This window comes from Anabaena catenula FACHB-362, assembly GCF_014698735.1.
GTDB classification, from domain to species: Bacteria; Cyanobacteriota; Cyanobacteriia; order Cyanobacteriales; family Nostocaceae; genus Anabaena; species Anabaena variabilis_A.
This window is the reverse complement of sequence record NZ_JACJTQ010000027.1, coordinates 13,166-39,060: the sequence shown is the minus strand read 5'-3', so window position 1 is coordinate 39,060 and position 25,895 is coordinate 13,166. Positions and strand designations below refer to the sequence as shown.

Here is a 25,895-nt window from a genome sequence, read left to right as displayed (position 1 = left end):
GAGGTAATTTTAAAGAATTTATGACAATAATATTGTAAAAATCGCCACCAAGAGTAAAACTTGAGCCACGCCAATCATTCTAAGTCAATAATAATACTGACTCCCTTCAGTAATATAACTTGTTGTTGCAACATTTGCATCAAACTTTCTTCATCAGGATGATCCCAACCTAAAAGATGCAATAAACCATGAGCAGTTAACCAAGCTAACTCTGTAGACAAACTATGTTCCTGCTGTTGAGCCTGACGCTCTGCCGTATCTATAGATACAACTATATCACCTAAATACAAAGGTTGGGAAGCAAGCATTTCCTGACTTTGGGGCAAATCTGCCTCTAAGGAAGCAAAGGCTAAAACATCTGTTGGTTTATTCTGCTGACGGTATTGGGTATTTAGTTCCTGAATTTGGGCATCATTGGTCAAACGCAGCCCTATTTCGTAACTGAGTGCAGGTGGAAGATCAGGAGTGAGAATTTCCAACCATTGATCAAACCAGGTTTCCAGAGTATTGTCAGATACTGGTAGGTTGGGGGAAGATTCTGCCAAACAATTTTCTACATATAAAGCAACTCTTGGAGGCACAAAATTTCCTCCCTTAGCGAGTTAGGTAAGCAAGACCAACGAGGAGGCTTAATAGCCCTACAGCAGTCAGTGCAAAATGTTTGAGGGATGTGCCACCTTTTCTCACCATGTTTCGCATGGCAAGTTTGACGTAGCTGGGTTGAGGTTCTGTTGAGGGAGATTTGCTCATAATTTTTTCACAATAATCTCTTTTATCACTTTAACAGGTATTTGATTTGAGAAAATCGCTCATGCTGAGATAACCGAATTTCTATAAAAATCGGTTATCTTGTTGATGATGTCAATGATTTTTCCCAATTATCCAGAATTGCTGTCTACCAGTTGGTTTTCTTGGCGCAAGTAGGCTTGGATGAAAGCATCAATTTCGCCGTTCATAATATCCGTAATCGCTGTCGTTTCAGTATTTGTACGCAAATCCTTGACCATTTGGTAGGGGTGAAACACATAATTACGAATTTGGTTGCCCCAGGAAGCTTCCACCATATCACCGCGAATTTCGGCAATTTCTTGGGCGCGTTGTTCGCGGGCAATCACTAACAACTTGGCTTTCAGGCGTGCGAGGGCTTTTTCTTTGTTTTGTAGTTGAGAACGTTCTTCTGTACAACGAACAGCCAAACCCGTGGGTAAGTGAACTATCCGCACGGCTGTTTCTACTTTGTTGACATTTTGCCCACCTTTACCTCCAGACCGAGTTGTGGTAATTTCCAAATCCTTCTCTGGAATTTCCAACTTGACGGTGTTATCTATTTGTGGCATGACTTCCACTCCAGCAAAACTGGTTTGGCGCTTACCGTTGGCGTTAAAAGGAGAAATCCGTACTAAGCGATGAGTACCCATTTCTGACCGCAAGTAACCATAGGCATAGCGACCAGTAATTTCTAAGGTTGCTGATTTAATTCCGGCTTCATCACCTTCTGATTCTTCCGCTAACGTTACTTTGTAACCATGATCTTCTGCCCAACGGGTATACATCCGCATCAGCATAAATGCCCAATCCTGAGCATCTGTACCACCAGCACCTGCATTAATTGTTAAAACTGCGCCTTGAACATCGTAGGGGCCAGAAAGTAATTGCTGTAATTCCCACTGGTCAAGGTCACGATTAAGCTTGTTTATGGTAGATTCTGCTTCTTGCAAGAGTGCTTCGTCAGTTTCTAATTCTAATAGCTCAACAACTGCCCTGGTATCTTCTAGATTGGCTTGCCACTGATAATACTGTTCTAAGTGGTCTTTGAGGTCGTTGAGTTCTTGGAGTGTTTGTTGTGCCTGGGTTTGGTCGTCCCAAAATTCTGACTGGGCTGATATTTGTTCTAAATCGTGAATTTTGGCTTTGAGTGCAGGTATGTCAAAGATAGTCCTGGGTTTTACCCAGGCGGCCGGACAACGTTTCGATTTCGCGTTTAAGTTCTAGAACGTCCATATTATTTGCTCAAGTTGAGAGCTATCTGGATTTTAGGGATAGGGTTTGCGTAGCGTCTCCTAGAGAAGCGCTGCTGCTTTTATTGATATTCTCGATTTTAGCTGTAATTGAGCAAATTCGGTTGTGTAAATTACCGAACAGCTTCTAGATGAAAAACCGTGGCTCTTGCAAATGAACCACGGTCAGTTTTTAGTTAAATTTCCTTTTTTCCTTGACCGATAATCAATTAATCACGGCCATTAATAGCTATGAGCAACCGCAAAATAAAGATGAATAGGTTGATGTAGGTTAGGTACATCGATAATGCTGCGGGTAAATATTCATCATCGCGGTAGGTACGGGGCAAGATGTAGAAATCAACTACAGAAGCTCCAGCGAAAATAAACACACCTAACCCGGAGATACCGATTTCTAACCAAGTAGGTGTGTAAACACCAAATAATGCCAAGACAAATTGGCTGAGGCACACAACCACCAAGGCAATTACGCCCAGAGAGATGGTTTTTGTCAAGGCCATACCGTCTGATTCTGAGAGGTTAGAACCAATTTGACGGGCGGCAATGAAGGTGACACCACAACTTAGGGCAGCTATGCCAATGCCTTGAAGACCAACACCTTGGGTTCTCAAAGCAACGAACACCAAGCCACTTAGGGTATATCCAGATAAGAGGCTGTAAATGCCTAATAGTGGTAGGGCAAGGCTATTTTTACCTTTGGAAGCTACATTTTGAGCGACAAAGAACAGAATGAACTCCAGAACTACAGCACCAAAGAAGGTGGGAAAGAATAGTTCGGGGTGGGAACGAATGACTCCCAAACCGCCATAGGTTCCTAATGCGGTGAGGACTAGTCCTCCACCAACATAGGGTAAGGCGTTGGCAATGACATTGGGGCCAACTAGGGTGTGATTTTGAGCTTCACGGAAAGCTTGACGAAAATTGCTGGTATTGCTCATATCTAAAAAACTGTAAATACAGGTTTATGAGGAAATGTCCTACTAAATTTCTATTCTTACCAATAGTTGGGCTGGAAGCTAGGGCGGAAATCTAGAAACATTACTTTAACTAATCAAGAGAGAATAAATGCAGTATTATTACTTAATAATTTATCGAGTTTGTTACGGGCTTAAAAAGTATATTCTGTAGAAAATGAGCATTAGTAGCAAAAGTTACTTGTGACAGATAAAAGTAGATTTTTCTCAGTAATTTTATGTAAAGAGGCGATGATATTCAGATGAAGTTCAGTAAAACAACGATGGTTTATTCTGCGTTGACTAAGGAAAATAATGACAGCTTTGAATCAAGTATACGCAACTCCATTCTTCGGGGAAAGGAGTTATGTGATGTTCGGTTAAATACTTATCATGAGAGCTGACAGGGAGAAGCTCTTACGCGGGGACGGGTCGGGACTTGATATTACTACAAAGGAATTGATATGGCAGCAAGTGAGTCCTCTGTGCAGTATGCTGGTATGGAGTTATTACACTTATACCACCAACATCCTTCTATTAAACTGCGTAACCAACTTGTAGAAATACATCAGGGTTTAGTGCGGAAGATGGCTTATAAATTTAGACATCAATGTCATGAGCCTTACGAAGATTTAGAACAAATTGGTTATTTTGGTTTAATTAGGGCTATTGAGCGCTTTAATCCTAGTCAAGGATATGCGTTTAGTTCCTTTGCGATACCTTATATTCGCGGTGAAATGCTGCATTTTTTGCGCGATCGCTCTACACTATTAAAAATTCCCCGTCGTTGGCAAGAACTTTACAATGAAGGGCAAAAAATTCGCAAAGAGTTGACAATATTTTTAGGCCGTTCTCCCAAAGAGATTGAAATTGCTAACAAACTTCATATTTCTTTACAAGAGTGGCAAGAATGCAAGTTAGCGGCTCAAAATCGGATGCCTTTGAGTTTAGACGCTACTTATGTTAATTATGTTGATTATCAATTAACTTTGGGTGATATCATCCCCTGTCCCCGTACTGCTGTACTTCAACAACAAGAAGAGGAAAGACAAATACTACAGGGGGCTATGAGTCTGTTAGAAGATAACCCCCGCATGGCTGTTGAGTTGGTATTTTTGAAGGAATTTACTCGCAAGGATGCTGGTAAAAAAATAGGTGCTAGTCCCATGACGGTAACTCGGTATCTGCAAAAAGGTATGCAAGATTTGATTGGCTATTTACAGCCACAAGCTGAGTCAATAGCAGTGAGTGTTGAGTGCTGAGGACTTTCAGAATCAGGATTTACTGGATTGATGAACAGGATTTCGGATTTAGGTAAAGTTAAGCAACCAAATCAAACTATCTAGTTTTATTCATCCTGTAAATTCTTAAATCCTCATAATCCTGATTCAGACAATAGACTATCTACTAGATTTCATATCCGCTATAGCTCCTCTAGTCATTGATGCGATCGCTTTATCAGTCGCTTTGGGTAAGTGATAATATTTACCTCCTGCTGTTTTGGCCAATTCCTTCGCAAAGCCAGTTGATACAAATTTACTCTCCGTATCAATTACCAACAATTGCATCCCGGAAGCCCGAATTCTGCCAGCAATATCTAATAATTCGGCTTTGATATCGGGTTTTTCTCCTGGTTCTATGGGTTCACCTAAAGAACGAGCCAAAGGAATATTACCACGACCATCAGTAATTGCCACAATCACAACTTGCCCGATATCGCCACCCATTTGGGCATTTACACCCACACGCACAGCTTGAGTTAAACCATGTGCAAGGGGTGAACCACCACCACAAGGTAATCTTTCTAACCGATTTTTGGCTAAAGCAATGGAACGGGTTGGAGGTAATAAAACTTCTGCTTGTTCTCCTCGGAAGGGGATTAAAGATACTTGGTCACGATTTTGATAAGCTTCTGTTAACAGTTGCATTACCGCACCTTTAGCAGATTGCATTCTATTTAAAGCCATTGAACCAGAAGCATCCACAACAAATACCACCAAAGCGCCGGCTTTTCTCACCAACCGCTTAGAACGGATATCTCCCTGTTCGACAATTACTTTTTTATCTGGTTGTCTGGCACGGCGTGCTTTTTGATACGGGGCGGCGGCTCGGAGTGTGGCATCTACGGCTATGCGTCGCGCTTTACCTTTGGGGATCATCGGCTTGATGTAACGTCCCCGGTCGTCTGAGAAGATAATACTGCGACTTCCAGATTTACCTTGGCGTTGTGCCATTTGGGTAAAATAAAGCACTTCTGGATCAAGGATTACTCCTTCTGGGTCAAAAATAAACTCTTCGGGAATGTCTGGGGGTTCTTGCTGTTCTTGTTCTTCTTCTTTCTCTTCTTCCTGTTCTTCCTCTTGTTCTTCTTCTGATTCCGACTCGTCTTGATTTTCTGGTGGTGGTGGGGGAGGTGGGGGTGGTTGGTCTGGTGGGGGTGTTTGAATTATGGTTGTTCTAGGAACTATGACTAATTCCACTGCGCGACGCAAATCATCAGCAGTTACGGTGTTACGTCCTTCCAAAGCTGCTGCGGCTTTGGCTACGCGTACCGCAAATAGTTCTGCACGATGTCCTTCTACACCACCGCGAATGGCTTCATTGACGAGATAGGTAATTTGTTCTTGGGTAATGGTGACTTCTTTTAACCATTCCCGTGCGAGGATGATTTGGGTTTTGAGTGAGTCGATGTCTTCGCTGTATTGTTGCAGGAATTCTGTGGGAGACTTGGAATAGGCGATCGCTTGTTCAACTGCTTGTACTCTTTGATCTATGCCCAAAACTCCGTCTGCTGATAGTGCGATCGCAATTCTATCAAGTAAATGTTCCCTTAACGCTCCTTCTTCCGGGTTATAAGTCGCAATAAACAACGGCTTACAGGGATGTTGAAAACTAATTCCCTCCCGTTCAATTTGATTACGTCCGTCAGATAATACAGCTAAAAGTTGATTACTAATTTGGTCATCTAATAAATTAATTTCATCCACATACAGCACACCTCTGTTAGCTGTAGCGAGTAAACCCGGTTGAAAAATCGTATCACCTTGTTTAACCGACTGTTCCACATCCACAGAACCTAAAAGTCGATCTTCCGTGATCCCCAAAGGAATTTGCAAAAAAGGTGCAGGGATAATTTCTGTTTCTATCTCCTGTCTTTCTTCAGCTAAAAGTTTATCATCCCATTCTTCTGGGTGATTGGGGTCACAGTTACTAACGGAATCTTTAACAACTTCAATAGGTGGTAATAAAGCGTGAATAGCACGCGCCATCACAGATTTAGCCGTACCGCGACGACCTGCAATTACCACACCCCCCAAAACGGGATCAACTGCTGTCAACAGCAAGGCTATCTTAATTGCTTCTTGACCGACTACAGCAGCCAAGGGAAAAGCAGTCATTGTCGGGGTAAGAGTAGGCGCAGGCATTGTTTCCTTAATAGTTATTATATTTGTAGCATAGCAATTTCTGGCACATTTAGAATATATATAACGGCAATTCCTAAAGGAGCAAGATATATGACCACGATTCAGGTTAAACGCTTCACCCTAGAAGAATATCATCAACTGACAGAAATCGGCTTTTTAAAAGAATGTTTTACCTAGCCAGATAATATCTTTACCATGCTTCCCTGATTTACATCTTGATTTAAGTAAAGTATTTCCACCAAATGATTAGATTTTATAAACCTCAGATTTGCGTTTTTTAAAACAGTCAGTAATCTTGAATTTCTAAAATTTAGATCCCCGACTTCTTTAAAAAAAACAGGGATCTGGAGTTGTAGATTTTACAAACTGGGTCTTGACATTCTAGCGTAGGTGTCTTAAGATACTACACAAAGACAGCCAAATAACTGCTATCTCAAGCAAAAATTTATCCCACAAGGGTCGGTGGTTGTCTCAGCAGCAGGATTCCTTTATGACAAGCCCTGCATTATACATTCGGCTAAATATTTACCACAATGTCTTATTACATGACTAATTTCTCAATTAGTACAAAGAAAGTAAGGCTTATAGATAAATATTCAGCCGAGTGCATAATGCACGGTTTGTCAGGAAGGAATCCTGTTACTGAGACTGAAACTGAGTTAACACTGAAATTGGTTAATGTAGAGAAGCTAGATGAGGGAGGGCTAATTTTTTAGTTTTTTTCATGTAGTCTTACTGCTATAGATATGTGATGTTTTGAAGCTGTCCAGTTCACTTAGCAAAACTGGATTTGTTATATGTCTCATCTAGCATTGAACACACAAACAGTTCAAAAACAAGACTCTGTTGCAATTTTTTGCGATATTCAGAACGTTCTCTCAATCACAAAATTCTCTCATTTATTACTAGAATTTGCAAAATCTAAAGGAACTGTTTTTTGCAAAAATAGTTACTATAATTCACAGCATCCTAACCAGATTTCTATCAAAAATAAATTAGAAGTAATTGGTTTTAAATGTGTGGATGTTCCTGATTCTTCTAAGAATAGCGCAGATAAACGACTTAGAGAGGACTGTCTTGAGACAGTTGCTTTTAATCCTTCTCTAAAAATAATTATCCTAATATCAGGAGACAGGGATTTTGCTGGATTAATTGCCATTCTCAAAGCTATAGGTAAAAAAGTAATTGTCTTAGCTCAAAGATATAGCGAAAGCTCAAAACTAAAGAATCTCGTTGGTGATGATAACTTCCACTTTATAGACGAGTTACCTCAATTAGTTGGTGAAGAAACTAAACCTCAACCCACTATCATTAATTCTCAAATTAGTTACAATGAAGCTGAAGGATATCTGATTGAAACTGTCAAAAATGCGTTAAGTCAAGGTAAACCTACACACTACAGCTACATTGGTAGATCAATGCGTCAACTATTCCCGAAATATCAGGGCGTTTCCTCTATCTCTACATCTAATGGTAAGAAATTTAAAAGCTTTGGTAAGTTTATTGATTCTGCTGTAAATTCAGGTAGAATCCAAAGGCAAAATCAGGAATTGCTTTTAATAGAGTAATATAAATTAGCTGCCTGAATTTGCTTTTGAAACTCAGTTATATTAGTTAGCTGGGTTTCACCAACACTACCGCATCTTGCGGTTTTTTCATTTTTAAGATAATAGTTAATCTTCGCTACAAAACAAAAGACAAAAAATAAAAATGCACAAACTTCTCACATTTCATAACGAAAAACTTCTACGTCAAGCACTTACCCACCGTTCTTATGTCAACGAACATCCAGGAGAAGCCGAACAAAACGAACGTTTAGAATTTCTTGGTGATGCTATCCTCAACTTCTTAAGCGGGGAATATCTCTATAAACGTCACCCAGAAAAAGAAGAAGATGAATTAACTCGTCGTCGTTCTGCATTAGTAGATGAGAAACAATTAGCAAAATTTGCCATTGAAGTAGGTTTAGACTTCAGAATGCGTTTAGGACAAGGTGCAATTCGAGACGGAGGATTTCAAAATCCTAATTTATTAAGTAGCACATTTGAAGCCGTTCTTGGTGCTTACTATCTAGATAACAATTCCAATATTGAAGTAGTTCGCACTATTGTAGAACCGCTATTTGATTCCGTATCAGAAAAAATTGTTGTATCTCGCTCAAATGTAGACTCAAAAAATCGTTTTCAGGAGTGGGTACAAAGCAGCGGTAACACAAATCCACCCAAATATGTCACAAAACAAATAGGTGGACAGTCTCATACACCCGTGTTTGAATCTGATGTATTTGAAGTAGTAAATGGGGTAGAAATATTGCGTGGAACTGGACAAGGGCGTAATAAAAAAGAAGCAGAAAAAGATGCTGCTGAAAATGCATTAGCTAAATTGAAAAAGCGCGGGTTGTGAGAATAACAATTGTTTATTTTACTCAAAGCTGCAAAAATATCTTTTGTCTCTTTGAGCAAAATCAACTTTCTTTCATTTCCAGTTGCAAAGGCAGAATTACAGTAAAAGTAGAACCTACCTCCGGTTGAGAAACTAGCTTAATTTCACCTTGTAATAGTTTTACCAACCGCGAAACTATGGCCAAACCTAAACCAGTACTATCAGGAAGATGGGACTTTTGATTATTACAACGAAAATAAGGTTCAAAAATCTGCTTTTGGTCTTCTGGTCTAATGCCAATACCTGTATCAGAAACGACAAATTCCCACTTTTGATGATCTAATACATGGGAAGTGATATGAATACTTCCCGACTCTGTATAACGAATAGCATTACTAACAAGGTTTGTGATAACTTGTTGTAATTGATATGCGTCTGTGATTATTTTTTGGCTATCTTGTTGACAATCAACTATGAGTGACAAATCTTTTTTAGCAACCAAAGGCTCAAACATTTCACATACGTTACTAATGATTTCACAGACATTAGTTGATGTAAACTCAAGTTGAATTTTTCCAGCTTCATGCTGCGATAATTCTAGTAAATCATTAATTAAACTGAGCAAATGTCTACCATTACGTAACACCCTTTCAATATGTTCGAGATTGTTATATGTTTCTTTTGTATGAGTTTTTTCTCGATGTTCACGTAGAAATAAATCAGAGTAACCAATAATCGAAGCTAGGGGATGTTTTAAATCATGAGCTAGTAAAGATAGATGTTCTCGATTTGCATTAATTAAGCGAGTTAGTTCCTGATTATGTAATGCCAAAGTGTTGTGCAGATGCTCTAATTCTCGTAATCGTTCATCAACATAACTATTAAAACACCGAGCGATTGCTTCATCAATCACAGCGTTAATTAACCGCATAGCCCGAATAATATCTGTTGGCTTTGCTTGCAATAAATCTGCTTGTATTGTGTCAAATATTACAGTTTTTAAATGATGATATTCCCTAGCAATTTCTGCTGGATTAAAGCCTTGTGTCGCTCGAATTATTCCATGCTGCCAACTGGCACTTACTATAGCTTTATAATCATTACCCTGAGATGTAGAAAGTACTGTTACCATAGCTTTCAGGACATCGGGAACGTGATTTTTGATGCCGCTGTATGGTAGATTACTAGCACTTTTAATTCGCTGATCTTGATGAACTTCTATCACCCATTGATCTATGATGGTATCAATTTTATCAGTCAGTAATTGACTAAAATCCATTTTTTTAAAATTCAGTTAATTAAATTACCTTATGCAAACAGTGTAACGAAATATAAGTTATCTTCTCACAAATTTTTAGTATCTGCTCGATAAAAAACCATGCAGATGAAGATGCGTTAGCTAAATTGAAAAAACGCGGTTTGTTAGAGTGAAAATTGTTGATTTTACTGAAAGCTGCAAAAATATCTTTTGTCTCTTTGAGCGAAATCAACTTTCTTTCATTTCCATTTGCAAAGGCAGAATTACAGTAAAAGTAGAACCAACTTCCGGCTGAGAAACTAGCTTAATTTCACCTTGTAATAGTTTTACCAACCGCGAAACTATTGCCAAACCTAAACCAGTACTATCAGGAAGATGGGACTTTTGATTATTACAACGAAAATAAGGTTCAAAAATCTGCTTTTGGTCTTCTGGTCTAATGCCAATACCTGTATCAGAAACGGCAAACTCCCACTTTTGATTATCTAATACATGAGAAGTAATATTAATACTTCCCGACTCTGTATAGCGAATCGCATTACTAATAAGGTTTGTAATAACTTGTTGTATTTGAAATGCATCTGTGATTATTTTTGGGTAATTTTGTTCACAATCAACGACGAGAGACAATTTTTTTTCAGCAGCTAAAGGTTCCAACATTTCACATACATTACTAATGATTTCACAGACATCAGTTGATGTAAGTTCAATTTTGATTTGTCCGGCTTCATACCGCGATAATTCTAGTAGATCATTAATTAAACGTAGCAAGTGTCTGCCATTACGTAACACTCGTTCAATATGTTCGATATTGTGATAAGTATTTTTTACAGGGGTCTTTTTATGTTCACGTAAAAATAAATCAGAGTAACCTATAATTGACGCTAGGGGTTGTTTTAAATCATGAGTTAGTAATGAGAGGTGTTGTCGATGAGAATTAACTAAGCGGGTTAGTTCCTGATTATGCAACGTTAAAGTGTTTTGCAGAAGCTCTAATTCTCTTAATCGTTCATCAACATAACTATTAAAACACCTAGCGATTGCTTCATCAATTACGATGTTAATCAACCGCATAACCCGAATTATATCTGTTGGCTTTGCTTGCAATAAATCTGCTTGCATTATGTCAAATATTACTGTTCTTAAGTGATGATATTCCCTAGCAATTTCTGCTGAATCAAAGCCTTGTGTAGCTCTAATCACTCCATGTTGCCAACTAGCTGTTACTATGGATTTAAAATCATTACCCTGAGATGTTGAAAGTACCGTCACCATTGCTTTTAAGACATATGGAATGTGATTTTTAATTGCACTATAGGATAGATTATCAGCACTTTCAATCCGCCGATCTTGGCGAACGGCTGTCACCCATTTATCTATGATAATATCAGTTCGATCAGCCAGCAATTGACTAAAATCCATGTTTTTCAACTCAGTGAATCTAATTGTATATGCAATTAGTCTAACGATTCTAGGGGTTTGTCCTCACAATTATTGATATAACTCACATCTCACATCTGTTAGATAGCAACCAACCTGCAATCTACAGCCTTTAAAGTAAACTTTATACCATAAAGATAATAAATTAGCCAACATACCCAAATAAAATCCACAATTGTTGATAGTTACTCTTGTATATATGCCTATAGGTAGAGATTCACTCACAAGACAATTCTATAGATAGGAATTATTACCGAAAAATGAGGATACCCAGGAAAATTAAGTAGTTAAATTAATAATATTGATCATCAATACAGATGCTTTTACTGTACATTAATGTTATTGTGTGGCTGTTAGTATATATTTAGAGTAAGTCAGCCTAATCCAGCACCTAGCTTAACGCTGGAGCGGAGGAACCAAATTGTGGGGCGTATTTCTCAAAAAGTGACCAATTAAGAGTCAAAAGTGAAGAATTAGTTAATATTTAATTCAACACTCAAAACTCATCACTTCTGAAAGAGGGGCATCTCTCAGCCCTAGCCCGTCAGCTAACTTCGTAGGCATTGAGAGGAGACTGAAGAGACAGCATTTTGATAATGTTTTGATCTCATCAGTGTCCAAGGCTGGTACTGCTCAGTTTCAGTGTATGCGTGCTGAACTCTGTTGAGGTTACGATATGATTTTGCAACTGAATTTAGCTGCAACGATTGCCGTTGCTGGAAGGTTTGCTTGGAAAAAAGCAAAACCTGTTATTCTTCGGGATGAGTTCCTATTGCCTGTTGTAGGCTTTTTGGGAATAGTTTTGCTCTGGTGGGTAGTAGCACTTGCTAATCGTGAATTGATGCCTACACCACCAGAAGCTTTAATTGCAAATTTGGACTACATCTTAAATCCTTTCTATGAAAGAGGTCCTGGTAACTTAGGAATTGGGTGGTTATTATTAGCCAGTTTACGCAGGGTATTACTAGGTTTTGGATTAGGTGCATTAGTAGCTATTCCCTTGGGCTTTTTGATTGGGATGTCTAGACCAGCAATGCTGGCTTTTAATCCCATTATTCAGATATTTAAACCCGTTTCACCCCTAGCTTGGTTACCTATCTCTTTAGCTATTTTCAATTTGGCAGATCCTTCTGCTATTTTTGTGATTTTCATTACTTCCCTTTGGCCAACTATTATTAATACAGCCTTGGGAGTTTCTAGCGTTTCTAAAGATTATTTAGATGTAGCGCAGGTGTTGGAAATGCCACGGTGGCGGCAGGTGATTAAGATTATTTGGCCTGCCAGTTTGCCTTATATTTTCACAGGTTTGCGAATTAGTTTAGGCATTGCTTGGCTGGTAATTGTTGCCGTAGAAATGCTGACAGGTGGTGTAGGAATCGGCTTTTTTGTCTGGGATGAATGGAGTCGTTTAAATCTTAGTTCTGTATTTCTGGCTGTGTTTGTAATTGGTTTAACTGGCTTAGTTTTAGATTATGCTGTGGGCAAAATTCAAGAGTTAGTGACTCATCGTCCAGGAAGTTGATGATTTTATTTCACGCAGAGGCGCAGAGAAACAGGGAGAAATTAAGAGTTTGGCGTTGCATAATTACAGGATGAAATCATTAAATTTAACTTTGAAAACTTTTTCTCTTTGCGTCTCTGCGTGAGAAAAAAATCATCCCATTAATCAGCAATGCGAAAAATCTAAAATCCAAAATTGGATACGATTATGAGTGAAAATCATTGGACTCGCAGAGATTTTATTAAGGGAATAGGTTTAACGACTGCGGGAATAGCGTTGTCATCCTGTGGGACATCTGGAGATAAGTCTGTTAAAGGACTGACAGAAGCGGCTTTAGCTGTAAAACCCTTAGTTAGACCCCAAGATTTAGAAAAACCGAATATTACAGTTGGTTATGTTCCTGTTAATGATTGTGCGCCATTTGCGATCGCATGGAAAAAAGGATTCTTCCACAAATATGGCTTAAACGTCAAACTCAACCGCGAAGCTAGTTGGGGTAATTCCCGCGACGGCTTAATTTTTGGTCGTCTCGACGCTGCACCAGTCGTCTCCGGTGCTGTCACCAACGCCAGAATAGGTGCAGAAGGCGCACGTCATGCCCCCCTATGTGCAGCCATGACCATACACCGTCACGGTAACGCCATGACCATGAACAAAGAGATGTGGGACTTTGGCATCCGTCCTTGGTACGAATATCAGCAGAAATATGGTGATGGTGCCTTAGAAGCCTTTGGAAAAGACTTTCGGGGCTATTTTAACCAACAACCCCCGGAAAAGAAAATTTGGGCAGTAGTTTTGAGTTCTGCTATTTATGAATACTTTGTCCGCTATATATCTGCTGCTGCTGGTATAGACCCCTTTAAGGAATTTCGGGTAATCATCGTTTCCCCACCGCAAATGGTGACAAACATGAGAATTGGCGCTATGCAAGCTTACATGGTAGCCGAACCTTGGAACAGTAGAGCAATTACAGGTAACGAAGGTATTGGTTTTACCTTCGCACAAGGTAAAGAAGTTTGGCAAGGACACCCAGACAGATTGTTAGGAGTAATGGAATCTTTCATCATTAACTATCCCAAAACCTATCGTTCTTTGGTGAAAGCAATGATAGAAGCTTGTCAGTATTGCAGCAAACCCGAAAATCGGCAAGAAGTAGCACAATTAATGACAGAAAAATCCTTTACCGGCGCAAAACCCAAACAAAAAGATGCACCCATAACTAAGTTGACTTCTCCGGGAATTATTGGCAATTACAACTATGGTGGGTTTGATGGTAAAGACCGCACTATTAAAGCTGCTGACACCACAATTTTCTACGATATTCCTGAGAATATTCCCCAAGAAACAGGAGAACATTCGACATTTTTATGGCGTTCTCGAAGTATTTGGTTCATGACTCAAGCCGCCCGTTGGGGACAAATCAAAGAAATTCCCAAAAATGCCAATAAAATAGCCGAAAGAGGGTGGCGAACAGATTTATATCGAGATATAGCTGCGGAAATGGGAATTCAATGCCCCAAGGATGATTATAAAGTTGAATCGCCCGAAGTATTCATAGATAAAAAAGGCTTTGACCCTAGTGATCCTGTCGGTTATCTAAATAGTTTTGCCATCAGGGCTAACGCTCCCAATCGTTTTTTCATGTCCTAACTTAGGGGCATATTATCTCGTTCCCAGTCTCTGACTGGGAATGCAATCACAAAGGCTCCGCCTTCAATGACTTTAGAAGCAGAGCCTTCTAGAATTCATTCCCATACAGAGTATGGGAACGAGAATACAGAGTATGGGAACCAAAAATATTTACGCCCCAAAATTTAACTAATTCAGGAATATTTAATCATGCAATATACCTCCTTCTCAAACGAGTCTTATCAAGAAGTTAAGCCCCATCATGGATTTCTGGAAATTGAAAATTTGGTCAAGTCTTATCCAACACCAGACAAAGGAGATGCTGTTGTCTTAGATGGCGTTAATCTTACGATTGGTGAAGATGAGTATATTTCTGTAATTGGTCATTCAGGTTGTGGTAAATCAACATTACTGAAAATTATTGGTGGATTTCAAAAAGCCACATCTGGCTCAGTACGTTTAGATGGCAAAGAAATCCGCAAGCCAGGTGCAGATAGGATGATGGTATTTCAAAATTACTCGCTCTTACCTTGGTTAACGGTGCGCGAAAATATCCGTTTAGCTGTTGATGAAGTGCTAAAAAATGCTAATCGTGCTGAAAAAATTAGCATTGTCAATGAACACTTGGCAATGGTAAACTTAACACCAGCAGCCGATAAATATCCCGATGAAATTTCTGGAGGTATGAAACAAAGAGTAGGTATTGCTAGGGCTTTGGCAATTCGTCCGAAAATGTTATTAATGGATGAACCTTTTGGCGCACTAGATGCTTTAACTCGTGGTAAATTGCAGCGTCAGGTATTAGATATCTGGGAAAATCATCGTCAAGCCGTAATGATGATTACTCATGATGTAGACGAAGCAATTTATATGTCTGATCGAATTGTCTTAATGACCAATGGACCATCTGCTACAATCGGGGAAATTCTCAAAGTTCCGTTTCAGCGTCCACGCGATCGCAGTGTGATCCGAAATTCTAAAGAATATTTTGAACTCCGCAACCACGCGCTAAATTTTCTAGATCACCACTTTACTTCAGAAGAATAAAATAGTATTATTGTCTTTTTAGTGGGTAGCCTAATTTAAATTCATGAAAGCTGGATTTAAAGCGGAGGAACCAAAAATTGGGGCTAATCTAACGAGAGACACCTTCCAGTCTTAGCCCGTCAGCTAACTCCGTCGGCAATGGAAGGAACCCCCAAAACCTTGGCTGTAGTAGCAGTTATGATTGGGGTTTCCTAAATCAATTTTAGATTGATGATTTTGGCTCAATCCTAAATCCTAAATCCTAAATTGGCATCCCTGCTTCTCATTCGTCATTCGTTTCATGGGAGAGAAGTTAAAGCTGTGAAAATTAAGCCAATGTTAGCACGTTTAGAAAGTGCTATGGGTCGTGATGACCTAATTGAACAAATGGTATTGCTACCAGAACCTGAAAAACTCGTTTCGCAACAACATCAAATAGCCAACTCCATTAATTTAATTGTTGGCTATGATGCTTCCCCTCAGAGTCACACAGCCCTAGATATTGCCTGTTGGATTGCCCACCAAACGAGTTTAGCTACTAACATTCAAGTTACAGTTCACGCTGTGTATGTATTAGAAGAAAACTTGAAAAATCAGTATTTTGATATTTTCAAAGTTGCTCACAATCAGCCTCAATTAGAATGTCCAGTGAGCGATATATCAAAATCAGTTACGTTGGTATTGACGCAACCAAAAATAACAGCAAGTTTACCACAGCTACAAAGAGAATCTCGAACTTTTCTGCAAGAAGCCGACAAAATTCTCTCGCAAGCCAAAACTCTAGCTGAAGAATGGCAGGGATCATTTAAATCACATCTGCGGTTTGGCAGTATTGGTGCAGAACTTAAAAAATTTGTGGAATCAGAAGCCGCTGATATTCTGTTTTTAGGATGTAAATCCATCAATCATCCGATGATTAAGACGCTAGGCACTAATTTTCCTTGTGCTGTCTTGGGTATTCCCAGTTGTATTGATGAATAATTGCTGTTTTCAATCACAGTGATTGGAAATTAAATTAAAATTATGGAAAAGTCACCTATACTTTAGGTGGCTTTTTCGCTACTATCCAAACAGTAATATTTCGAGGTTTAGAGTGTGGAAAACTGGCAAGCTGTATTTAGTATAATCATATTTATTTCCGTTATTTTTTTAATCATGACGGAATGGGTACATCTGACAATTGCGGCTTTATTGGGAGCTTTGTTACTAGTTTTTGCTAATATCATGACTTTACCAGAAGCTGTTGGTTACATTAGCAAAAGTCATGGCACATTGGGTTTATTTTTCGGTGTGATGGTCTTAGTAAGAGCATTTGAACCGACTAATATTTTTAGTTATATAGCCACACAAATAGTCATTCTTGCTCAAGGGAATGGCAAGAAATTACTATTAGGTATAGTGGTATTAGTAACACCAATTTGTGCAGTTTTACCCAATGCCACTACCGTAATGTTATTAGCACCTTTAATTCCGCCTATGGCACAAGAAATAGGAGTCAATTTTGTGCCTTTATTAATTTTAATGGTGTTTGTTGCTAATAGTGCTGGGTTGTTAACCTTAGTTGGAGATCCTGCCACTTTTATTGTTGGTGATGCTGTAAATATTAGCTTTCTAGATTATTTATGGAACTTGAGTTTAGGAGGTGTACTGGCTGTTGTCTCTGTGATGGTTACACTACCATTTTTATTTAGAAAAATTTGGAATACAAGACTAGATGATTTAGCAGAACTACCACATCCACAAATCAATCATCCACGAGTTTTAATGGTGGGTGGATTGATTGTAAGTTTTGTATTGATATTTTTTGTAATTGGTGAATCCTTACCAATACCTATTTCACCTGCTGCGGTGGCTTTGTTAGGCGCTGCTTTAGCTTTATTATTATCTCATCACAGCCGCATTGATACTGTCAACAACATATTAAAAGATGTAGATTGGAGTACCTTAATATTTTTTATGAGCATTTTTGTGTTAATTGGGGGACTGGATAAAACAGGTGTAATTAAAGGTTTATCGGGTATTTTAGGAACGATTTTGGGGAAAAATATTCTCCTAGGTTCCCTAGTATTGTTATTTTTGGTGGGGATATTATCTAGCGTTATTCCTAATATTCCTTTAGTTGTGGCGATGGTTCCCTTACTTAAACAATATATTGTCAACGTGGGATTAGCACCAGCAGAAGTTTTAGCCTCAGATTATCAAGGACAGTTTCCCCCGGAAGTGTTACCACTATTTTACGCCATGATGTTTGGTGCAACTTTGGGAGGTAATGGTACTCTCGTAGGTGCATCTTCCAATATTGTCGCTGCGGGGATTTCTGAACAGCATGGAAGAAGGATTTCGTTTAAGACTTTTTTACATTACGGTATTCCTGTAATGTTGCTGCAACTTGTGACTTCTGCTTTTTATGTGTTGGTGCGTTTTTTACTTTGAGTTGTGCAAATTACAGCAGAATTCAGGAGTCAGGAGTCAGGAGTCAGGAGTCAGGAGTCAGGAGTAAAACTGGCTTGCTGTCTAGGTTTCAATTTTGATTCTGTACCGTATGGCTACGCCACGCAAGCTATCGGCTGACGCTCACGGCGAAGCCTCATTGATCTGCCATCTGCTGTATATCAATTCTCGGTTGAGTGAGATACAAGAACCCCACCCCCAACCCCCTCCTCGCTTGCGGGGAGGGGACTATGATCTACCTCATAAGATTAGGAAACGCTATATAAAAAATCCCCTTTTCAATCAAGAACATAAAAAAGGGATTTTAAAAATGATAATTATAGGACAATAGGGTTCAGTTAAAGAGAATTGTAGGTTGGGTTTTGCTTTGCTTAACTCAACCTACGCTGTTTAAGGTTGTTGGCGCTAACACCAAGCCTATTAAACTATAGGAGTCCTATTTGATTTTTCAGAAATTATTGAGGATTCCTATAATTTAACTAATATCTGATGATGTGCAGCACGTCACGGAGAACACTGTAGCCGAATAAATCCCACATTAAATAGGCAAGAAATCCAATCATCGCCAACCGTCCATTCCACAATTCGGCTTGGGGATTCCAGCCAAAGATAAAGGCGTTACGATCTACGCCATTATAGGCTTTAGCAACAGCTGATATATCAGTAGATGAGCGAGTTTCCATTTTTTTACCTCCAAAATTAAGCGAGTTTGAGGTTTTGACTGTTTTGTCTTAAACAATTTAGTGCTTAACTTCAAGGTAACGTTGGTACACAAAATTTATTTATGCCTAGAGGTACAAACTAGAGGCACTACTTGTGGAAGATAATAATAAAACTATTGATGCAGACAAATCCACCCTGAGAGGTTGACAAAACCATTGATTATAAATAAGTGTAAATCCAGCTAATGAAGCTATGATTTATGTTCAGCAAAAACTCAAAATATATAACTAAATAAATAGCAAAACTTATATTAAAAAAAGCGATAATTTTAACACAAATTAATAATCTAAAATCCGAAACTTCTGTCTAACGTTATATATGATTTTCCCACCTTAGATGGATGTGGGGATCGACTATATTCCTGGATTCTGAAAGCGAGAGGAGTTGGATATTGCCAAAAATACTAACGAAATCTTTAATTTCTCAAATTTCTCAATCAAATTTCTCAAATTTAATTAGAGGCAGGAAATATAAATCATGCTGGAACTGTACAAAAATTTATGGTGGATGACACAAATACCTGTAAACCCCGCCAACGTCACACCAGCACAGGCATCGGTACTGACTTCCGGTCCACGTTTTTTTGTGGCTTTAATTTCTGGTGTGATTCTCGCGTTTGCATTCCAATTAGTTTTAACCAATCTTTCGTTTGCTGCTGGTATTTCATATTTGGGGCATCCATCGGAGTCAGAAGAAATTGAAAGTTTTGGTGGCACGATTCGCAAAATTGGTACGGGCTTGGGGATTTGGACATTAGTCACAGTTACACTAGCCTTATTAATCGCTTGTTTCTTGGCGGTGAAATTGAGTCTATTAATTTTAGATCCCAGTTTAGGAGCAATTTTAGGGTTAGTTATTTGGGGGGCATACTTTTTATTATTAGTGTGGGTGAGTACTACTACTGTAGGTTCCTTGATTGGTTCAGTGGTCAATACAGCCACTTCTGGTTTTCAGGCGATTATGGGAACAGCTACGGCTGCACTAGGTGCTAAAGCTGTGAATCAGCAAGTGGTAGCAACGGCTGAAGCAGCTGCGTCGGCTGTAAGGCGAGAATTCGGCAGTGCGATGGCTCCAGCAAATATTCATGAGAATATAGAAGACTACATAGAAAAACTACGTCCCCCAGAAATAGATATATCTAAGATTCGGGGTGAATTTGAAAGGTTACTCAATGAACCACAATTTAAAGCGATCGCTAACAGTCCTGACCTCCGCAACATTGACCGTCAGCAGTTTATTGATTTAGTCAGTAGTCGTACGGACTTATCTAAACGAGAGGTTAAGCGCATAGCTGATTCTTTATACGGAATTTGGCAACAGGTGGTGAGTCAGCAAGCACCAAGTACAAACCGCGTGGGTGAGTTGGTGGATTATCTGAAATCACTTCCCCCAGGACAAACTAAAACAGATGAACTCAATGCTAAACTTGAGCAGCTAATTGCGGAAACCCACGCTACCAAAGAGGCAGAAGAAAAACCTGGTTTTATTCAACAGACACTCTCAGCACTGACTGGTGTGGTGTTGGGTCGGGCAGATTTATCAGATTTGGATGTGGAGAAAATTTTGCGTTCCTTTGGTACTGCGAGACAAAAAGTCATACAACAAGTTACAGAACAACCTTACAGTCCAATTCGCGCCGATATTGAAAACTACTTGGGTAACACCTTTGCTTGGCAATTAAGTCAGGAAAGAATTGCTCAAGAATTTCGGGATGTGATTTATGATCCTGCTGCTGACCCTGGGACAATCCGCAGGGAGTTAGAGAAAATATCTCGCCAGGATTTTGTGAATATTCTCCAACAGCGGGGACTGTTGACGCAAACACAAATTAGTCACATTGCTGATCAATTGGTAGCTGTGCGGGATAATGTGCTAGTAACAGTAACTGCCCAGGAAGAAAGAGAAATTGTTCAAGATTTGCAACGACGAGTTGAAAGTTATCTGTTGGTGACTCCGAAAGCAGATTTGACACCAGAAGGAATTGAGCGAGATTTTAAACCGCTTTTGGCAGATTCAGAAGCAGATTATGAAACTCTATCCCGGCGATTGGCACAAGTTGAACGCGAACAAATGGGGGAAATTCTCCTAGCACGCAATGATATTCAAGAACGGGATTTAGATCCGATTTTGGATGAATTGGAAATGCAGCGCGATCGCACTTTGGTAGAATCTTTAGGACTGGCACAACAGGCACAACATCAAGCAGAAACCCTCTGGCTAAATGTCGAGTCATATCTGCGTAATACAGGCAAGGAACAATTAAATCCTGATGCTATCCGGGCTGACTTAAAAAGACTTTTAGAAGACCCTCAAGCTGGACTGGCGGCAATTCGCTGGCGTTTGTCTCGGTTTGACCGAGATACTTTGGTGCAGTTGTTGAGTCAACGCCAAGATTTGTCTGAAGAACAAGTCAATCACATTCTTAATGCGGTTGAGGATTCATGGCATAGCATTCGCCATACACCGCAACTGGTGGCAGACAAAGCCAAAGAACAATATGATTCTGTTACTACTACGATTGCAGATTACCTGCGAAAGACTGGTAAGGAGGAATTGAATCCTGAAGGAATTCAGCGGGATTTGACGAGATTGTTTGAAAATCCGCAACAGGGTGCTGTGGCAATTCGTCGCCGCTTATCACATATTGACAGAGATACTTTGGTCAAGTTGCTGAGTCAACGTCAAGATTTGAGTGAGGAACAAGTTAATCAAATTATTGATGGTGTGCAGACATCCATTCGGAACATTGTTCGTGCGCCGCGTCGTCTTGCAACCCGGACACAGCAAAGGGTACAAAATTTCCAAGCTTATCTGCAAGAGTATTTACGGCTGACTGGTAAGGAAGAATTGAACCCGGAAGGGATAAAGCGGGATTTGCAATTATTGTTGCATGATCCACGCGTGGGAATGGAAAGTTTGAGCGATCGCCTTTCGCATTTTGACCGAGAAACAATTATCTCCCTGCTGAAAATTCGGGAAGACATAACTGATGAAGATGCAGCCCGGATTGCCGATAATATCGTCCTCGTGCGTGACCAATTTGTGGAACAGGTACGGGGAATCCAAAGGCGGATTCAAGATGTGATTGAGGGCGTTTTTGCCACTGTTCGTAATTATCTCAATTCTCTAGATCGCCCCGAACTTAATTATGATGGCATTACCCATGATATCCGCCAATTGTTTGACGATCCCCAAGCCGGATTTGATGCGTTGCGCGATCGCCTTTCATCTTTTAACCGGGATACCTTGGTAGCCCTTTTGAGTTCCCGCGAGGATATTTCTGAAGAAGATGCCAACCGGATTGTTGACCAAATTGAACGCGCCCGGAATAATGTATTGCAACGAGCCGAACGCCTACAGCACGAAGCCCAACACCGCCTAGAACAGGTGAAACACCAAGCACAGCGCCAAGCAGAGGAAACGCGCAAAGCTGCGGCTAATGCCGCTTGGTGGTTGTTTACAACGGCAGTTGTTTCCGGTATTGCTGCGGCTTTAGGAGGTGCGATCGCTGTAGTGCTTGTGTAGGTTTATAAATTGTCTCCGCTAAATTTTTCATCTCCCATCTGGGAGTTTTTTTTTGGAATGAACTGGTAACTACAGCAGTTTGATATCAAACCTGCCACAAAAGTAAATTGCAGAATGCAGTCTGGTAATGGTTTTTATCTTTTCTGTCTGTGGCACGATTGATGAGAATTTGCTGTAACAGACATCTACACTAGCGATCGCACTGATTTGAGGTATGAAAATGATTTTCGATGATATTTTCATCCTTGTAGAGACGTTTCATGGGTAGGGATTCTCGGCCTTACATCTAAATTCATACTTACTTGGTTTCAGCAACGCCTCCAATTCATAGGATTACTGACGATGTACTGATGAAGATTATGTTAATAATAATTACCTTGCCAAACAAATAATATTTCAGAATTTTGGTATACTTTCTTAGTATACCTTCGCAGGTTCACCTGTTGAGATATCGCCATAAAATCCCTGTGCTTAGGCATTTTGTGTGTTTTCCTAATTCGGCAATGGTTAAACGCTTATTTATTTTTCAAACCTGTTTGAGTTCCGTTACATAAAATTGTATGTATTAATAATGACAGCAAAATCCAAAGAAATAGAAGCACACTTATACCAGTCAAAGCGATTAATTGACTTCAGTGTCGCTATTCGCACATACAATGGAGAAAAATGCTTACCTGATTTATTGGAGCAATTGCGATCGCAGATCAACCCAGAAAATATTGTCTGGGAAATTGTTATAGTTGACAATAATAGTACTGATAACACAGCTAAGATTATTCAGGATTACCAGTCAAACTGGATAGAGAATTGTTCTATTAACTATTACTTTGAATCGAGACAAGGCGCATCCTTTGCTCGAATTAGAGCTATGCAAGAGGCTAAATCTCCTCTAGTTGGCTTTTTGGATGATGACAATATCCCCGCGCCGGATTGGGTAGCTTCAGCCTATACTTTCGGTCAAGCATACCCTCAAGCTGGTGCTTATGGAAGTCGGATTCATGGAGATTTTGAAGTTCAACCTCCTGAAAATTTTAAACGGATAGCTGGTTTTTTCCCAATCATAGAGCGAGAGGAACAGATTTGCTTTAATCATGGTTTATCTAATCGTTTGGGATTATTTCCTCCAGGTGCTGGCTTAGTAATTCGCAAATCAGCTTGGGATAAAAATGTTCCAGAATGCCTACAGTTGCAAGGTCCTATTGGCAATTCTCTGGCAGCAAAAGGAGAAGATATAGAAGCATTATCGTATATTAAAAAAGCAGGTTGGGAAATTTGGTACAATCCCGCAATGGAGATTTACCATCGGATACCAAAAACTCGTTTTGAACGAGACTATGTACTCAAATTTTTTCGTGGAGTGGGATTGAGTCGTTATTGGACTCGGATATTGAAACACGAACCTTGGCAAAGACAATTCATGATTCCAGTTTATATTGTCAATGATTTTCGTAAGCTTCTGTTACACTGGTCTAAGTATCATAACGTAATTGCGACAGATGTAGTGGCTGCTGGAGAAAGAGAACTTTTATTATATAGTTTTTTGAGTCCTTTTTATTTTTGGAAAAATTGGATTGGGAAAAAATGCTTTGATAACAAACCATAAATCAGAATTATGAAATCAGAAGAGATATTGGTTAGTATTATTATTAATAACTATAATTATGTAAGGTTTCTACCAGAAGCAATAGAAAGTGCCTTAGCTCAAACTTATCCTAATATTGAGATTATAGTTGTTGATGATGGATCGACAGACGAATCGCAAGAAGTTATTTGTAGGTATGAAGGAAAAATCATCCCTGTTTTGAAGGAAAATGGGGGACAAGCCTCAGCCTTTAATGCAGGATTTCAAGCTAGTAAGGGACAAATAATTTGCTTTCTTGATGCTGATGATTATTACTTAGTAAAAAAGCTCAGTCGAATCGTTGAGCTATTTCATCAATACCCCAATGCAGGTTGGATTTTTCATGATTTAGCAGAAGTAGATATCAAAGGTTTTCCTTTAAAAATATCAGAAAACCGTTGTATCAAAAACTTTGAATATGTTGACCTACGAGAAAATATATTAAAGGGACAATTGCTAAATTATTGGTTTCCTGCAACCACAGGTTTATGTTTTAAACGCGATAATATTAAGCAAATATTACCAATGCCAGATCAATTTGTTATTTCTGGCGATGCCTTTTTAAGGTTAGCTGCAATTCATCTATCACCGGGCATACTTTCCCCAGAAAAATTTGCTGTTCATCGCAGTCATGGGAATAATCTTTATGCCTTTAAGAAAAATATTGGGGTTGAGAGATCGAAATTATATATTAAAGTTGCATACTATCTCAGAAATAGATTTCCAGAAATTCAAAATTTTACAGATAAACTTTTGGCTAATTCCTTGGCTCAACTTATTAATTACACCAGTTTAAATGAAGCTCTTCAGCTTCCTGAATATCAAGAATATCTGCAATATTATCCGCAATTAATTTACCGCCTCAATTTGATGTTCAAAGTAATTTTTACTTATACTAAAATTCAGGCAAGAAAAATTTTAAATGCTACATTAACCAAAACATAACTTAGACCCTATAGTTATATTAAAAAAACCATGATTAACACAAATTCAATTCGTAAATTTTTGAGGAATGGTCTTCCAAATCTAGCCCAATCTCTAGTTAATAACAGTTATCTAGAGTCCAAATTTTTCTATCCTAAATACAAAAAATATATCGAAAATTTTCATAACCAGCTACCATTAGTTACTACCAATGATGCAATAATTATTGAAACTTTGAAACAGCAAGGCATCTATATAACCACCGTAGAATCTCTGGAAATACCAGGCACAAAAGAATTTGTTGAAGCTGTAAATAGGCTAATGACAGAAATTACTAAAATAGCTGAGAAAAAAAGCAGTAAGTTTGCCATTGAGTCTAATTTAGAACAGATCCTAAAATATCCAGAAATATTTACTTGGGGACTTGAAGATAGATTAATCAGTATTGTCTCTAATTACATCGGCGCTCCCATTGCTTATGATACCTTCATGGCACATTTAAGTCTTAATAATGGCAAAGAAACGGCAACTAGACGTTGGCACATAGACAATGAAGACAGGAAAGTTATAAAAATAATTATTTACTTTAATGATGTAGATGATGATGGCGGACCTTTTCAGTATATGCGCCCTGAAATTAGTTCATTACTATTGAAAAAAGTCAAAGATAAATACAAATTTTTCCACCATCAAGAAATAGAAGAACTAATACCTAATCATCAACAAGATTGGTTAACAACTTACACAGGAAAAGCTGGAACTGTAATTATCGTAGATACTGCTCATTCTTATCATCGTGGGAAACCTCCCACAAAATATTCTCGCCATGCAGTTACTTTTGGCTATTTAAGTCGTCGCCCCCATCAACCTTTTCGGGCTGGTAGAAATCTTTTATCTAGAGAAGAATTATCTCTTATCGCTGCAAAACTTCCTCCAGAAAAACAAGCTTGCGTTTATTGGCAAGATTCTCTTCCCACTATAGTCAAGTTGATTCCTAAATATTCATATCTTTATTAATT

The 25,895-nt window shown here is 39.0% G+C and carries 20 protein-coding genes and 2 riboswitches; of the genes, 12 read left to right on the top strand and 8 right to left on the bottom strand.

Annotated elements, in window-relative coordinates; all coding sequences use genetic code 11:
* Nucleotides 1-74: 74 nt before the first annotated feature.
* The 4 genes from ybeY to H6G68_RS17105 all read right to left on the bottom strand — a co-directional run bounded on the left by ybeY (nt 75) and on the right by H6G68_RS17105 (nt 2,956).
* Nucleotides 75-581 (bottom strand): rRNA maturation RNase YbeY, encoded by a 507-nt coding sequence (gene ybeY, locus H6G68_RS17120; RefSeq protein ID WP_190907722.1) that lies wholly within the window; start codon nt 579-581, stop codon nt 75-77.
* Nucleotides 582-594: 13 nt separating this feature from the next.
* Nucleotides 595-750, bottom strand: coding sequence for a DUF3285 domain-containing protein (locus H6G68_RS17115; RefSeq protein ID WP_016950466.1), 156 nt, complete (start codon nt 748-750; stop codon nt 595-597).
* Between the two features lie 128 nt (nt 751-878).
* Nucleotides 879-2,001 (bottom strand): peptide chain release factor 2 gene (gene prfB, locus H6G68_RS17110; RefSeq protein WP_127051668.1). Its coding sequence is split into 2 segments (ribosomal slippage): nt 879-1,928 and nt 1,930-2,001, totalling 1,122 coding nucleotides; the frame shifts between segments, so codons are not numbered across the junction.
* Nucleotides 2,002-2,227: 226 nt separating this feature from the next.
* The gene (locus H6G68_RS17105; protein ID WP_190907721.1) at nt 2,228-2,956 is read right to left on the bottom strand and encodes a Bax inhibitor-1/YccA family protein; all 729 of its coding nucleotides are present in this window, start codon (nt 2,954-2,956) and stop codon (nt 2,228-2,230) included.
* A gap of 479 nt (nt 2,957-3,435) precedes the next feature.
* Between H6G68_RS17105 and H6G68_RS17100 the strand changes: the two genes are divergently transcribed.
* Nucleotides 3,436-4,233 (top strand): RNA polymerase sigma factor SigF, encoded by a 798-nt coding sequence (locus tag H6G68_RS17100; RefSeq protein ID WP_190907720.1) that lies wholly within the window; start codon nt 3,436-3,438, stop codon nt 4,231-4,233.
* Between the two features lie 138 nt (nt 4,234-4,371).
* Here H6G68_RS17100 and bchD read toward each other — a convergent pair whose 3' ends face one another.
* Complete coding sequence (bchD, locus tag H6G68_RS17095; RefSeq protein WP_190907719.1) at nt 4,372-6,396, bottom strand: magnesium chelatase ATPase subunit D; 2,025 nt, start codon at nt 6,394-6,396, stop codon at nt 4,372-4,374.
* Nucleotides 6,397-7,193: 797 nt separating this feature from the next.
* Here bchD and H6G68_RS17090 point away from each other — a divergent pair.
* Complete coding sequence (locus H6G68_RS17090) at nt 7,194-7,964, top strand: NYN domain-containing protein (RefSeq protein ID WP_190907718.1); 771 nt, start codon at nt 7,194-7,196, stop codon at nt 7,962-7,964.
* Between the two features lie 142 nt (nt 7,965-8,106).
* Nucleotides 8,107-8,799: a ribonuclease III gene (gene rnc, locus H6G68_RS17085; protein ID WP_190907717.1), complete on the top strand. Its 693-nt coding sequence runs from the start codon at nt 8,107-8,109 to the stop codon at nt 8,797-8,799.
* A gap of 61 nt (nt 8,800-8,860) precedes the next feature.
* Here rnc and H6G68_RS17080 read toward each other — a convergent pair whose 3' ends face one another.
* Both H6G68_RS17080 and H6G68_RS17075 read right to left on the bottom strand, forming a co-directional pair.
* Nucleotides 8,861-10,057: a sensor histidine kinase gene (locus tag H6G68_RS17080; RefSeq protein ID WP_190907716.1), complete on the bottom strand. Its 1,197-nt coding sequence runs from the start codon at nt 10,055-10,057 to the stop codon at nt 8,861-8,863.
* Between the two features lie 207 nt (nt 10,058-10,264).
* Nucleotides 10,265-11,458 carry a sensor histidine kinase gene (locus H6G68_RS17075; RefSeq protein ID WP_190907715.1) on the bottom strand — a complete coding sequence of 398 codons (1,194 nt, stop codon included), beginning with the start codon at nt 11,456-11,458 and terminating at the stop codon, nt 10,265-10,267.
* Between the two features lie 384 nt (nt 11,459-11,842).
* Nucleotides 11,843-12,054, top strand: a riboswitch (cyclic di-AMP (ydaO/yuaA leader).
* Between the two features lie 98 nt (nt 12,055-12,152).
* Here H6G68_RS17075 and ntrB point away from each other — a divergent pair.
* The 5 genes from ntrB to H6G68_RS17050 all read left to right on the top strand — a co-directional run bounded on the left by ntrB (nt 12,153) and on the right by H6G68_RS17050 (nt 18,065).
* Nucleotides 12,153-12,998: a nitrate ABC transporter permease gene (ntrB, locus tag H6G68_RS17070; protein ID WP_190907714.1), complete on the top strand. Its 846-nt coding sequence runs from the start codon at nt 12,153-12,155 to the stop codon at nt 12,996-12,998.
* Between the two features lie 186 nt (nt 12,999-13,184).
* On the top strand, nt 13,185-14,627 hold the full coding sequence (locus tag H6G68_RS17065; RefSeq protein ID WP_190907713.1) for an ABC transporter substrate-binding protein: 1,443 nt from the start codon (nt 13,185-13,187) through the stop codon (nt 14,625-14,627).
* A gap of 189 nt (nt 14,628-14,816) precedes the next feature.
* Nucleotides 14,817-15,653: an ABC transporter ATP-binding protein gene (locus tag H6G68_RS17060; RefSeq protein ID WP_190907712.1), complete on the top strand. Its 837-nt coding sequence runs from the start codon at nt 14,817-14,819 to the stop codon at nt 15,651-15,653.
* Nucleotides 15,654-15,691: 38 nt separating this feature from the next.
* A riboswitch (cyclic di-AMP (ydaO/yuaA leader) is annotated at nt 15,692-15,806 on the top strand.
* A 162-nt stretch (nt 15,807-15,968) separates the two neighbouring features.
* Nucleotides 15,969-16,613, top strand: a complete 645-nt coding sequence (locus tag H6G68_RS17055) for a universal stress protein (protein ID WP_190907755.1) — start codon at nt 15,969-15,971, stop codon at nt 16,611-16,613.
* Nucleotides 16,614-16,727: 114 nt separating this feature from the next.
* Nucleotides 16,728-18,065 (top strand): SLC13 family permease, encoded by a 1,338-nt coding sequence (locus H6G68_RS17050; protein WP_190907711.1) that lies wholly within the window; start codon nt 16,728-16,730, stop codon nt 18,063-18,065.
* 497 nt (nt 18,066-18,562) lie between these two features.
* Here the strand turns inward: H6G68_RS17050 and H6G68_RS17045 are convergent, their stop codons facing one another.
* Entirely contained in the window at nt 18,563-18,766 is a 204-nt protein-coding gene (locus H6G68_RS17045) for a chlorophyll a-b binding domain-containing protein (RefSeq protein ID WP_190907710.1), read from the bottom strand.
* Nucleotides 18,767-19,283: 517 nt separating this feature from the next.
* Here H6G68_RS17045 and H6G68_RS17040 point away from each other — a divergent pair.
* The 4 genes from H6G68_RS17040 to H6G68_RS17025 all read left to right on the top strand — a co-directional run bounded on the left by H6G68_RS17040 (nt 19,284) and on the right by H6G68_RS17025 (nt 25,893).
* On the top strand, nt 19,284-22,331 hold the full coding sequence (locus tag H6G68_RS17040) for an MFS transporter (protein ID WP_190907709.1): 3,048 nt from the start codon (nt 19,284-19,286) through the stop codon (nt 22,329-22,331).
* Between the two features lie 571 nt (nt 22,332-22,902).
* Nucleotides 22,903-23,934, top strand: a complete 1,032-nt coding sequence (gene hpsE / locus H6G68_RS17035; protein WP_190907708.1) for a hormogonium polysaccharide biosynthesis glycosyltransferase HpsE — start codon at nt 22,903-22,905, stop codon at nt 23,932-23,934.
* 9 nt (nt 23,935-23,943) lie between these two features.
* Nucleotides 23,944-24,897 carry a glycosyltransferase family 2 protein gene (locus H6G68_RS17030; protein ID WP_190907707.1) on the top strand — a complete coding sequence of 318 codons (954 nt, stop codon included), beginning with the start codon at nt 23,944-23,946 and terminating at the stop codon, nt 24,895-24,897.
* 30 nt (nt 24,898-24,927) lie between these two features.
* Nucleotides 24,928-25,893 carry a phytanoyl-CoA dioxygenase family protein gene (locus tag H6G68_RS17025; protein WP_190907706.1) on the top strand — a complete coding sequence of 322 codons (966 nt, stop codon included), beginning with the start codon at nt 24,928-24,930 and terminating at the stop codon, nt 25,891-25,893.
* Nucleotides 25,894-25,895: the final 2 nt, after the last annotated feature.